The organism is Musicola paradisiaca NCPPB 2511 (genome assembly GCF_000400505.1).
Lineage (GTDB): Bacteria > Pseudomonadota > Gammaproteobacteria > Enterobacterales > Enterobacteriaceae > Musicola > Musicola paradisiaca.
The window spans coordinates 309,155-321,848 of the sequence record NZ_CM001857.1 but is presented as its reverse complement, the minus strand read 5'-3'; the positions used below and the strand labels follow the sequence as shown (position 1 = coordinate 321,848).

Annotated in this window: 7 protein-coding genes and 1 pseudogene; 1 reads left to right on the top strand and 7 read right to left on the bottom strand. The window is 59.3% G+C overall.

What is annotated here, in order from left to right; translation table 11 throughout:
* Nucleotides 1–19: 19 nt before the first annotated feature.
* From glgA to glgB, 4 genes are all read right to left on the bottom strand, one after another.
* Entirely contained in the window at nt 20–1,453 is a 1,434-nt protein-coding gene (gene glgA / locus DPA2511_RS01460) for a glycogen synthase GlgA (RefSeq protein ID WP_012763920.1), read from the bottom strand.
* 62 nt (nt 1,454–1,515) lie between these two features.
* Nucleotides 1,516–2,799, bottom strand: coding sequence for a glucose-1-phosphate adenylyltransferase (gene glgC, locus DPA2511_RS01455; protein ID WP_012763919.1), 1,284 nt, complete (start codon nt 2,797–2,799; stop codon nt 1,516–1,518).
* 14 nt (nt 2,800–2,813) lie between these two features.
* The gene (glgX, locus tag DPA2511_RS01450; protein WP_012763918.1) at nt 2,814–4,781 is read right to left on the bottom strand and encodes a glycogen debranching protein GlgX; all 1,968 of its coding nucleotides are present in this window, start codon (nt 4,779–4,781) and stop codon (nt 2,814–2,816) included.
* Complete coding sequence (gene glgB, locus DPA2511_RS01445; protein ID WP_012763917.1) at nt 4,781–6,964, bottom strand: 1,4-alpha-glucan branching protein GlgB; 2,184 nt, start codon at nt 6,962–6,964, stop codon at nt 4,781–4,783. Before glgB ends, glgX begins: the two co-directional genes overlap by 1 nt.
* Before the next feature lie 572 nt (nt 6,965–7,536).
* Here glgB and DPA2511_RS01440 point away from each other — a divergent pair.
* A complete protein-coding gene (locus tag DPA2511_RS01440; RefSeq protein ID WP_012763916.1) occupies nt 7,537–9,222 on the top strand; it encodes a sensor histidine kinase in 1,686 nt (561 codons plus the stop codon).
* Between the two features lie 96 nt (nt 9,223–9,318).
* Here DPA2511_RS01440 and opp1C read toward each other — a convergent pair.
* The 3 genes and pseudogenes from opp1C to nikA form a co-directional block, all read right to left on the bottom strand.
* Nucleotides 9,319–10,171: pseudogene (opp1C, locus tag DPA2511_RS20835) on the bottom strand (nickel/cobalt ABC transporter permease).
* On the bottom strand, nt 10,168–11,106 hold the full coding sequence (opp1B, locus tag DPA2511_RS01430) for a nickel/cobalt ABC transporter permease (protein WP_012763914.1): 939 nt from the start codon (nt 11,104–11,106) through the stop codon (nt 10,168–10,170). The pseudogene opp1C and the gene opp1B overlap by 4 nt, the downstream one beginning before the upstream one ends.
* Before the next feature lie 10 nt (nt 11,107–11,116).
* Nucleotides 11,117–12,694, bottom strand: a complete 1,578-nt coding sequence (gene nikA, locus DPA2511_RS01425) for a nickel ABC transporter substrate-binding protein (protein ID WP_012763913.1) — start codon at nt 12,692–12,694, stop codon at nt 11,117–11,119.

Genomic DNA, 12,694 nt, shown 5'->3' with positions numbered 1-12,694 from the left:
CATTCCCACTGATGCGTAACTACCACAGACGTTGATAAAGCGCACGATAAGCCTGAGCAGCAACCTGCCAGCTAAAATCCATTGCCATCGCCTGACGCTGTACATAGCGCCAGAGCGAAGGCCGGGACCACAACACAAACACCCGACGAATCGCCCGCGACAGCGACGCTACATTGCAATCGCTGAACACAAAACCGCTCGCCAGGCCATCGGCCAGATTTTCCAGCGAGCAGTCTGCTACCGTATCTGCCAGTCCGCCGGTGCGTCTGACCAGCGGTAGCGTGCCGTATTTCAGGCCGTACAACTGCGTCAAACCACAGGGTTCGAACCGACTAGGAACCATAATCACGTCCGCGCCGCCAATGATGCGGTGCGAAAAGGCCTCGTGATAACCAATCTGGACGCCGACGCGGCCATGATATTCGGCCGCCGCCGCCAAAAAACCTTCCTGCAGGACGGCGTCACCCGCCCCTAAAACCACCAGCTGACCGCCTTGTTCCAGCAGTTCCGGCACGGCCTGCAACGCGATATCCAACCCTTTCTGGTTGGTCAAGCGACTGACGATGGCGAATACCGGCACCCGGTCATCCACCTTCAACCCCATCGCCGTTTGCAGGTGCCGCTTGTTCTCCGCTTTCTTCGCCAGCTCGTCGCGGCTGTAGGTAGCGGTCAACAATGCGTCATGAGCCGGATTCCAGATGGACTCATCCACCCCGTTGAGGATACCGGACAAACGTCCCTCGTCCTCCCGCGCCTTCAGCAGCCCTTCCATGCCGTAACCGAACTCCGTCTGGGTTATCTCATGCGCATAGGTCGGGCTGACGGTGGTGACATGATCCGCGTAATACAACCCGGCCTTGAGATAGGAGATCTGTCCGTAGAACTCCAGCCCGTACATATGGAAAAACTCAGGCGGCAGACGCAGGTCTGCCATGTGACGCGCATCAAACAATCCCTGATAAGCCAGATTATGGACGGTAAATACCGATTTTGCCGGTCGACCTTTCGCCGCCAGGTAGGCACAGGCCAGCCCCGCGTGCCAGTCGTGGGCGTGCACGATATCGGGACGCCAGAACGGATCGATACCGCTGGCCATTTCCGCCCCGACCCATCCCAATAAACCGAAGCGCAAAAAGTTGTCGGTATAGGCGAACATCGAGGTGTCGTGATACGGACTGCCCGCCCGTTCAAACAGATGGGGGACATCGATCAGATACACCCCGACACCGTTGAAATGGCCGTAGCGAATGGTCACATGGCCGGCGAAAGTCTCCAGTTCGCGCACCACCTGCGTATCCGGTATCCCGCGCTTCACATCGGGAAACGCAGGCAACAGCACCCGCACATCCAGCCCCGTTTCTATCTGCGCGTTCGGCAACGCACCGACCACATCCGCCAGCCCGCCGGTTTTCAGCAGCGGAAAAAATTCAGAACAAACGTGTAGTACCCGCATGTTGTCTCCTGTCCGATCATCCGGCTGCAGGCCGGATGACCTTCACCCTCTGAATGGCGCCTCTACTTTATGCGGGCCAGCATGGCGCGCGTCACCAGCACGATCCCTTCCTCGGAACGATAGAAGCGACGGCTGTCATCCTCGGCGTTTTCGCCGATCACCATGCCTTCCGGCAATTCGCACGCCCGGTCGATGACACAGCGGTGCAGGCGGCAGGAACGCCCGACCTGTACATCCGGCAACAATACGGACGAGTCGATGCTGCAAAACGAATTCACCCGCACCCGCGGGAACAACACCGAATGCGTCACTACCGACCCGGAAACGATACAGCCGCCGGAGACCAGCGAGTTCATGGTCAACCCGTGGCTACCGGAGCGATCCTGCACGAACTTGGCGGGCGGCAACGCCTCCATCGCCGAGCGGATCGGCCAGTGGTGGTCGTACATATCCAGCTCCGGCATCACCGATGCCAGATCGAGATTGGCGCGCCAGTAAGCTTCCAACGTCCCCACATCACGCCAGTAAGGCGGCGCGTCTTCCGTGGAGGTCACGCAGGAGAGCGTAAAGGGATGGGCCCAGGCCTGGCCGCGTTCCACGATCTTCGGGATCAGATCCTTACCGAAGTCATGGCTGGAGTCTGATGTACAAACATCTTCTTCCAGTACGTGGTAGAGATACTCTGCGTTAAACACATAGATCCCCATACTCGCCAGCGCCATGTCCGGGTTGTCCGCCATCGCCGTTGGGTGGTCTGGTTTTTCGTCAAAGCTGAGGATACGGTTGTTGGCATCCACGCTCATGACGCCGAAGGCTTTTGCCTCGTCGATCGGCACTGGAATACAGGCCACCGAACACTCGGCGCCGTTCTCCACGTGATCCAGCAGCATGCGGGAATAGTCCATCTTATAGATATGATCGCCCGCCAGAATCACCACGTACTCGGCGCGATAACGGCGAATGATGTCCAGATTGTGGCACACGGCGTCGGCAGTGCCGCGATACCAGTGATCGTTCTCGTCATGGCGCTGTTGAGCCGGCAGCAGGTCGACGAATTCGTTCATTTCGGTGTTGAGGAACGACCAGCCGCGCTGAATGTGCTGTACCAGCGTATGCGACTGGTATTGGGTAATAACGCCGATGCGCCGAATACCTGAATTCAGACAATTAGAAAGCGCAAAGTCGATAATCCGGTATCTGCCGCCAAAATGAACGGCGGGTTTGGCCCGATGCGCAGTCAGGTCTTTCAATCGAGTGCCCCGACCGCCGGCCAGAATAAGCGCCACGGATTTGAGGGGTAGCTGTCTGGCAAGCATCAGAGGATCGTGTTTATCAGAACTAACCATGTCAGACTCCTTTTTTATTGTTTTACGAGTACACACACCGCATTCGCCTCTCCGCGCCAAACACGACCTTCAACCGGATTCGCTACTGCATCAAACGGAGGGGACACCCGCCACGCCCCGGCAGGCAACAGGAAATCGCATGCCTGCTCAGTCGCGTTGATCAACAGCAACCAGCATTCAGAAAGCGGGATCTGCAACCGGCGTTCCCCCTGTTCCCAGTCCTGCGGCGTCATCGGCGTTCCCTGCTCATTCAGCCACCGCACGTCACTTTCTCCATCACGCCACCATCCCCCGCCTTGCAACACGGGAATGGAGCGGCGCAAACGGATCAGCCCGGAAGTAAATGCGATTAACGTGTCATCTGCTTGGTCCCAGTGCAGCCATGCCAGCGCATTGTCCTGGCAATAGGCATTGTTATTGCCTTGCTGACTGTTCCCGAATTCATCACCTGCCAACAACATCGGCGTCCCCTGGGACAGCAACAGCGTGGTCAACAGAGCCCGCTGGCTAACATGCCGCCGGGCCTGGGTTTCTTGATCCGCCTGCTCGCCTTCGACGCCGTGGTTATTGCTGAAATTACTGTTGGTGCCATCGCGATTTTGTTCGCCATTCGCTTCGTTATGCTTATGGTTGAAACACACCAGATCGCGCAGGGTAAAGCCGTCGTGGGAAGTCAGCAGGTTGACCGAAGCCCAGGGGTGCCGGCCGTCGTGATCGAATACATCGCTGGAGGCAGCAAAACGACGGGCAAACACCCCGACGGGCACATCGCGGTGCAACCAGAAACGACGCATATCATCGCGGAAGCGATCGTTCCACTCGGCGAACGGGGCCGGGAAACGTCCTAATTGATACCCGCCGGGGCCGACATCCCAGGGTTCGGCGATCAGCTTGATATCACGCAGCGACGGGTGATTGCGTAACACCGCGAAGAATGGCGCACGGGAGGAAAAATCAGGAGAGCGCCCCAGAACAGTGGCCAGATCCAGCCGGAAACCGTCGACATGGCACACATCCCGCCAAAAGACCATACAACTCACCACCCAGTCTAATGTCGCCGGATAATCGAGCCGCAACACGTTGCCGCAACCGGTCCAGTTGTGATAATCGCCATCGTCCGTCAGCCAGTAGCTGGCATTATCCATACCGCGCAGCGTCAGTGTCGGCCCGTCCAGATCCAGCTCCGCGCTGTGATTGAACACCACGTCCAGAATCACTTCGATGCCCGCTTTATGCAGCACGCGCACCATATCGCGGAATTCATTGAGCGGATGTTCGCTCGCCGACAGCAGGTTGTCGGCGGCAAACGGCAGCAGCGTGTTGTACCCCCAGTAATTACGCAGCCCCATCGCCTGCAACCGGGGTTCGTCCGCATGCTGGTGAACCGGCATCAGCTCCAGCGCCGTCACCCCCAACCGGGCGAAATACGCCAGCATCACCGGATGCGCCAACGCGGCGTAGGTGCCGCGGATCGCCTGAGGGATATCCGGATGCCGTTTGGTCAGCCCGCGCACATGTGCTTCGTACAGCACGGTACGGGGCCAGGGCGTCATCGGAAAGCTGTCGTCCCGCCAGTCATAACGCTCGTCCACCACCACACAGCGCGGCATCACATCGGCGTCATCCCGCGGGTCAGGGCGATGATAGCCGCCATGCAGACGCTCATTATCCCGCACCGTCCCCATCATCATCCGCGCGCAGGGGTCAAGCAGCAGTTTATTGCGGTTAAAGCGCAAGCCGCGCGCCGGATCAAACGGCCCGTCGACGCGGAATCCGTACTGCAATCCGGGACGTGCGCCGGGCAGGTAGCCATGCCAGATAGCATCGGTACGGGCCGTCATCGGCACACGTTGTTCATAGGCGCCATCGAAAAGGCATAACTCAACGCCGACGGCGTCGGCGGAAGAGAGGGCGAAATTCACGCCTCTGCCATCGAAATGGGCACCCAGCGGATACGGATGACCGGCCTGCAGTACCGTCATTACGCCTCCCTGACCAGATACAGCGTCGCCAACGGCGGCAACGTCAATACCAGAGATTGCGGCCGGGAATGGCTGCCTACCGGTTCGCTGTTGACCGCCCCGGCGTTGCCGAGATTGCCGCCGTGATAATGCAGGGAGTCGGTATTAAGCACTTCCCGCCATCTACCCGGCTGATTAATACCGATGCGATACCCCTCGCGCGGCACCGGCGTGAAGTTGCTGACGACCAGCATTTCATTGCCATCGTTGTCGCGGCGGATAAAGGCAAATACCGAATTTTCCCGGTCGTCCACCACCACCCACTCAAACCCTTGGTGCAGGTAGTCGCATTGATACAGCGGCGGATGCTGGCAATAACAGTGATTGAGGTCGCGCACCAGGTTCTGAACCCCCGCGTGCCAGCCTTCCGGCTCATCCAGCAGGTGCCAGTCGAGGCTGATGTCGTGGTTCCACTCTTTTCCCTGCGCGAATTCGCCGCCCATGAACAGCAGCTTTTTACCGGGGTAAGCCCACATAAAGCCGTAGTAGGCGCGCAGGTTGGCGAATTTCTGCCACGGGTCGCCGGGCATCCGATCCAACAGAGAGCGTTTGCCGTGCACCACTTCGTCGTGGGACAGCGGCAACACGAAATTTTCGCTGTAGGCATACAGCATGCCGAAGGTCAGCAGGTCGTGATGGAATTTACGGTGCACCGGATCAAGCTGCATATACGCCAGCGTGTCGTGCATCCAGCCCATGTTCCACTTGTAGTGGAAGCCGAGCCCGTTATGCTCCGGCGGCAGCGTCACGCCCGCGTAGTCGGTAGACTCTTCGGCGATAGTGATCAGGCCGGGGCAATGCTGCCCCACCGTCTGGTTGGTATAACGCAGAAAAGAGATCGCCTCCAGGTTCTCCTTGCCGCCGTAATGATTGGGCACCCATTCGCCGTCGCGGCGGCTGTAATCGCGGTAAATCATCGATGCCACCGCATCAACGCGCAGCCCGTCGGCGCCGAAGCGCTCCGCCCAGTACACGGCGTTGCCGGTCAGGTAGTTGCGTACCTCATGACGGTCGAAGTTGTAAATCAGGGTGTTCCAGTCCTGATGGAACCCTTCCTTCGGATCAGCGTATTCATACAGAGCGGTGCCGTCGAAACGCGCCAGACCGTAGCTATCCGCCGGAAAGTGGCCCGGCACCCAATCCAGCAACACATTGATCCCGGCTTCATGAAAAGCGTCCACCAACTGGCGGAACTCTTCCGGTGAGCCGAAACGACGGGTCGGCGCGTACAACCCCAACGGCTGATAGCCCCAACTGCCGTCGAACGGGTGTTCATGCACCGGCATCAATTCGACATGGGTGAACCCCATCGATTTGACATACGGCACCAGTTGCTCCGCCAGTTCGCGGTAACTGAGCCAGAAATTGTCGTCGGTATGACGACGCCAGGAACCCAGATGCACTTCGTAAATAGAGATAGGCGATTGCAGATCGTTGGCCTGTTGCCGTTCCGGGCTTGCCGGCAGCGGCGCTGGAAGCCGAGTCACCAGCGAGGCATTGTCCGGCCGCATCTGGGATTCGAATGCATAAGGGTCGGACTTCAGCAACAGGTTGCCATAGCAGTCGATCAATTCGAATTTATAAAGGTCGCCGACACCGACGCCCGGCACAAACAGTTCCCAGATACCGCTTTCCCGCCGCAATCGCATCGGATGACGGCGGCCATCCCAGAAGTTGAAATCCCCAACGACGGAAACCCGCTGGGCATTCGGCGCCCAGACGGAAAAACAGGCTCCGTCCACCCCATCCAGCGTGCGGAGATGGGCGCCCATTTGCTCAAACGGCCGCAGATGCCGCCCTTCCGCCAACAGCCAGACGTCCAGCTCCTGCAGCAGAGTGCCGAAACGGTAAGGGTCGTCGATAATGCAGGTATCTCGCGGCCAGGTTACAGCCAGACGATAACTGAAGTGATGTTTGCGCCGGGGAATGACCGAGGCGAAAAAGCCGCGTTCATCCTGACGCTCCAGTTTGCCCACTTTGCGACCGTTGTGAGCATCCACAACATGGGCCTCCAACGCGCCCGGCAACAGCGCTCTTACCTCCAGGCCCGCGGGCGTATCGTGCATACCCAGCACGGCGAAAGGATCGGCATAATGACCGGAAAAAAGAAGATTAATGACACGCTGATCGGAAAAACCTGACATGGTATCCATCCTCTGATTAACCATCTAAATAAATGAAATATATTAAAGAAACAGGTCATTTCTTCTGCGTAAAATCGATGTGGAAATGTCCTGTATCAGTAACAGAAAAGGAAACCAGCCCTACCCCATAAAAAATATGGCCAACCTCATGATTCTGTGTTTAACGTTTTCTGCGGCATGATTTGAGCGAGCCCTCATATTTACCATTCCCCCGTAATAACCGGCTGTGCGAGCCGCTTCCTGCGCCGCAGACTGTGCTTTCGCTCTTGGCTAATGCGCTTCTCTATTCAGAAACATAGCCTCATTCCAGCTTAGTCAAGAAACCAGAAAATATTTGAGACAAGAACGATTTTTTTACGCAACTAATTGATAAGAAAAAATGATTACTTATTCCACCAACGACAACGCGGTAATATGAGCCCCGGTATCACGGGGCCAACGCATGCAGGAAGGTGTCAATAACCGGCCGAACCGGCTATGGTGGGAAACAAACGGCGTGGGATTGCCGCTCGTTCTGCCCCGGCGGAACAACAAGAAGAAGACAGGAGCATTAACATGGAGGTTCACCGCAGATGTTCGATCAATTGGATCTGATTTTATTATTATTGCAGCAGATGTGCGTCTATCTGGTCATTGCCTACCTGCTGAGTAAAACGCCGCTATTCATTCCCCTGATGCAGATTACCATCCAGCTGCCGCACAAGCTGGTGTGTTATCTGGTGTTCTCGCTGTTCTGCATTCTTGGTACTTATTTCGGCCTGCGCATCGACGACGCCATCGCCAATACCCGTGCTATCGGCGCGCTGCTGGGCGGCGTGCTGGGCGGCCCGGCGGTGGGGTTGCTGGTCGGGCTGACTGGCGGGCTGCACCGCTATTCGATGGGCGGTATGACGGCGTTCGCCTGCATGCTGTCGACCATGATGGAGGGCGCGATCGGCGGGTTGCTCAACCACTGTATGACCCGACGCAACCGGGTCGACCTGTTGTTCCAGCCGCAGGTAATCGCGGCGACCGCACTGTTGGCGGAAATTCTGCAGATGGGCATTCTGCTGGCGGTATCCCGCCCTTTCGACACCACATTCGCGTTGGTGAAAAACATTGCGCTGCCGATGATCATCGCCAATTCGATAGGCGCGGCGATGTTTATGCGCATCCTGCTCGACCGCCGGGCGATGTTCGAGAAGTACACCACCGCGTTTTCCACCAAGGCGCTGAAAATCGCAGCCAAGGCCGAGGGCATACTGCGGGAGGGGTTCACCCCACAAACCAGCATGCGCGTCGCCCGCATCCTGTATAAAGAACTGGGCGTCGGCGCCGTCGCGATTACCGACCGGGAAAAATTGCTGGCGTTTATCGGTATCGGCGAGGATCACCACATCGTCGGCTCGCTGATCTCTTCGCCCCACACCACCAAAGCCATCGAACTCAACCAGGTGGTCTACGCCGACGGCAGCGAGCAGCCGTTCCGCTGCCCGCACTCGCCCCGCTGCCGGTTAGGATCGACGCTGGTGATCCCGCTGCGGGGCGAAGCGCAACAGGTTTTAGGCACCATCAAATTGTATGAACCGAAAAACCGGCTGTTTTCCAGCATCAACCGCACACTGGGAGAAGGCATCGCGCATTTACTCTCCGCGCAGATCTTCGCCGGGCGTTTTGAGCAACAGAAGCTGTTGCTGATCCAGTCGGAAATCAAGCTGCTGCACGCGCAGGTCAACCCCCATTTTCTGTTCAACGCGCTCAACACGCTCTCGACGGTCATCCATCGGAATCCGGAGCACGCCCGCTCCCTGGTATTGTCGCTGGCGACCTTCTTTCGTAAAAACCTTAAACGCAGCGGCGATGAAGTATCGCTCGGCGACGAACTAGAGCACGTCAACGCCTATCTGGACATTGAACAGGCGCGCTTCGCCAACCATCTGACGGTGCAAATCAACATTCCCCGTGTCTTGATGATGGCGCGCCTGCCCGCCTTTTCACTCCAGCCGCTGGTGGAAAATGCCATCAGACACGGCATTTCCCACATGCTGGAGGACGGCGTATTGCGGATAGAAGCCCGGCCGCACGCGAACTGTCTGGAAGTCACCGTAGAAGACAACGCCGGCGCCTATCACCCGCGCAACGGCAGCGATGGGTTGGGCATGAATCTGGTGGATAGGCGCATCAAGGCGCATTACGGCTGCGGTTATGGCATTACGGTCAACAGCGAACCGGATCACTTCACCCAGGTGCGCATCCGGGTTCCGCTGCAATTGGGCTAAGACGATACCGAAGAACGACGTTCCGGCGGGCAAGCGCAAAGAAATCCCCGGCTTGCCGCTTTCCCCCCGACGCCCAGAACCGGCCATCGGGATCGTTCAGGCGTCGGCATTGCCGCCGGGAGCGCGAACGACATCCAACACGTCCCGGAAAAAATCCCCCAGATAGTTGAAGGCCGCCACCACCAGCATGACAGCGCATCCGGCGGGCAGCATCTGCCACGGGTAGGCCAGCATGACGTTGCGGGCATCCCCCAGCATCGCCCCCCACTCCGGCGTCGGCGGCTGCACGCCCAGCCCCAAAAACGACAGCGCCGACAACAGCAGGATGACCGCACCGCTGTCGGCCGTCGCCAGCAACACCAACTCCGCCGCCGCCACCGGCAGCAGATGCCGCAGGATCACGTAACGGGGCGTGGCGCCAATCAGCCGGGCATACTGCACATAGCCGCCGCCGCTGTACTGCATCACGATGCCGCGAACCATACGGGCGTACCAGGCCCACTTCGCCAGCAGCACCGCCAGCAGGATATTACCCAACCCCGGCCCCAGCATGCCCACCAGCGCGAAAATCATCACCTCTGCCGGAAACGCCAGCATCAGATCGCACAGCCGCATCAATAACGCATCCACCCGGCCGCGAAAAAAAGCCCGCCAGCACGCCGGCCATCGTTCCCACCAGCAACGTCAGCGACATCGCCAGCAGCGCCATCCCCACCGTGGTGCGAATACCGAACAGCAAACGGGAGAAAATACAGCGGCCGAGCGCATCGGCGCCGAGCGGGTAGCGCCATCCCGGAGGCTGAAATTTGTCGCGCCACGACACCAGCAGCGGGTCGTGCGGCGCCAGCCAGGGCGCCAGTATGCCGGCCGCCAGCACCAGGAGCAGAAACAGCAGACAGACGCAGGCCAACCGATCACCGCGCAGCGCCCGCCCGACACGCCGCATCATGAAATTACCCCCCGTCGCAAACGCGGGTCGAGCCACAGTTGCAGCGCGTCCACCAGAAAATTACCCAGTACGAACAGCAGCGCCATCAACAACACATAGGCTTGAATCACCGGGTAATCACGGTTGAAGATGGCGGTGACACATAACCGCCCCAGCCCCGGCCAGGCGAAAATATTCTCCACCACCAACGCCCCCGCCATCAGTTTGGGCAGGCTCATGCCCAGCGCGATCAGCGGCGAATACCCGGCGTTGGGCAGTACATGCCGCCACAGAATGCGGCGTTCAGACAGCCCACGGGCGCGGGCATAGGTCACATAAGGTTGGGCGAGGTGGTGCAGCATATTGTTGCGCAGCAGACGCACGTAGGTGCCGATGTAACCCAGCGCCAGCGTCAACGCGGGCAGCAACGTCGCGCCCGGCGCCGTGATACCGCCGGTCGGCAATTGCGGCCACGCGACCGCCGCCAACCACAGCAACAACAACCCCGCCCAGTAGCCGGGCATGGCGGTCAGCAGAAACAGCAGAACGCGCAGCAGCCTGTCCGGCCAGCGTCCGGCCTGCAACACGCACAGCGTCGCCAGCGACAGCGAGCTTGCCAGCACCATCAGCAGCGCCGCCCCCGCTAATTGCAAAGTTGCCGGCAACGCCTGCGCGAGCGCCTCCCGCACCGGCTGCCGGGTGACGAACGACATGCCGAAATCAAGCCGCAGCGCGCGCGACAGCCAGTCGAGATACTGCGCGCCGAACGGGCGATCCAGCCCCAGTTGCTGGCGCGTCAGGGCGATAGCGGCGTCGGTCGGCACCACCGCGTTGACCCGCAGCGCCACTTCCGCCGGATCGGACGGCGACAAACGAATCAAGGTAAAGGTCGCCAGCGATATCGCCAGCACCAGCGGCAACATCGTACCGAGCCGCCGCAGCAGATAACGCGCCATTCGCGTGCCGTTATCGCTGGAACGACATGTTTTCGAACGGAATTTCATACTGCGACGGATTAAAGGCAACGCCTTGCAGCGTCTGGTTGAACACCGCCCGGGTACGGGAATAGGTGAGCGGAATATATACCGCCTCCTGCGCCAGCCGGGTCAGGATCTGGCGATACAGTGCCCGCCGCGCGTTCTCATCGTGAGCAATCAATACGTCGCCGATCATACGGTCGATCTCCGCTTTATCCGGCAACCCTTTCTGCCCCTGATAATCGGCGTGCGCCGGAATGCGGAATGATGAAACGTAGGATTGCGGGTCATAGGGTTTGCCCCACGACAGCGAATACTGCAGGTCGAAATCGCCGGATTTTTGCCGATCCAGATACGCCTGTTTCTCCTCGCCCAGCAGCACCAGCTCGACGCCGACCTGCCGGAACTGGCTCTGGATCACTTCGGCGATCGCCCGTTCGTTGGCATTGTTGCTGTTGTAGGAAAACACCAGCCGCAGCGGCATCCCCTGTTTACTGCGAATGCCGTTGCCCTCGCGACGCCACCCCGCCTCATCGAGCAACGCCGCCGCTCGTGCCGGATCATAAGCGTAAACCGGCAAGTCAGGGATATCGGCGTAAGGCACCGAACGCGCCAGCAGCGTCTGCGCCACGCTTTCGCCGCCCGCCATCACGCCCTGGGCGATGGCTTCTTTATCTACCGCGTATTGCAATGCCTGGCGCAGGCGTTGATCCGCAACAATCGGACGACTGCTGTTCAGCACCAACGCCCGCGATGCTACCGGTTCACTGATGGCGGTGCGAAACTGGCCGGAAGCCTGCAATGCGGCAAAGTTATCGCCGTCCAACATGTCGCCGTCGGCGCCGAAAATCAGCTGGATATCGCCTTTACGCAGCGCCAGCAACAGGCTTTGTCCATCCGGGATCACCCGCCACTCCACGCCGGCCAGCGCCGGCTTCGCCCCCCAGTAATGCGGGTTGGCGTCAAAACGGGCGTATTGCTGTGTCACATGCTGCGCCAACAGCCAGGGGCCGGTGCCTGCATAACAGCGCACGCCGTCTTTGGTCTGACCGTGATTAAAGCAGCGCGGCGAGAGGAAACGGAACGGCCGCGTCAACCCCAACTCAATCAGCGTCGGGTAGTAGGGATTTTTCAGCGTGATATCCAGCGTCAATGCGTCCACCACGCTGACCTGGTCGATCTGTCGCGCCAGTTCCAGCCAGGCGTGGCGCGGCAAATTGGCCAGCACCGCGTCGATGTTGAGCTTAACCGCCTGCGCGTTGAACGGCTCGCCGTCGCTGAACGTCACCCCCGGACGCAGATAAAAACGGTAGTGCAGGCCGTCGGGCGAGATATCCCAACGCTGCGCCAGCCAGGGTTTCACCCCCTGATCGGTATTGATCACCAGCGGCTCGAACACCATGTTCTGCGCCGCCATTTCGCCGCCGTACAGGTGGGGATTGATATCGCGGATATCCTTGGTACTGGCGTAATTCAGTATATTGTCCGTCGGCGTCGCCAGCGCGCTGACGCCGTACAACGCCAACGCCGCCAACAGCAACACCAATAACCAGCGGGTCAATGTCAT

Bases quoted from the DNA above. Each gene is read 5' to 3' on its own strand.
- glgX (WP_012763918.1), bottom strand. From the start codon at position 4,781: ATGACGGTACTGCAGGCCGGTCATCCGTATCCGCTGGGTGCCCATTTC.
- opp1B (WP_012763914.1), bottom strand. From the start codon at position 11,106: ATGGCGCGTTATCTGCTGCGGCGGCTCGGTACGATGTTGCCGCTGGTG.
- glgA (WP_012763920.1), bottom strand. From the start codon at position 1,453: ATGCGGGTACTACACGTTTGTTCTGAATTTTTTCCGCTGCTGAAAACC.
- DPA2511_RS01440 (WP_012763916.1), top strand. From the start codon at position 7,537: ATGTTCGATCAATTGGATCTGATTTTATTATTATTGCAGCAGATGTGC.
- nikA (WP_012763913.1), bottom strand. From the start codon at position 12,694: ATGACATTGACCCGCTGGTTATTGGTGTTGCTGTTGGCGGCGTTGGCG.
- glgC (WP_012763919.1), bottom strand. From the start codon at position 2,799: ATGGTTAGTTCTGATAAACACGATCCTCTGATGCTTGCCAGACAGCTA.
- glgB (WP_012763917.1), bottom strand. From the start codon at position 6,964: ATGTCAGGTTTTTCCGATCAGCGTGTCATTAATCTTCTTTTTTCCGGT.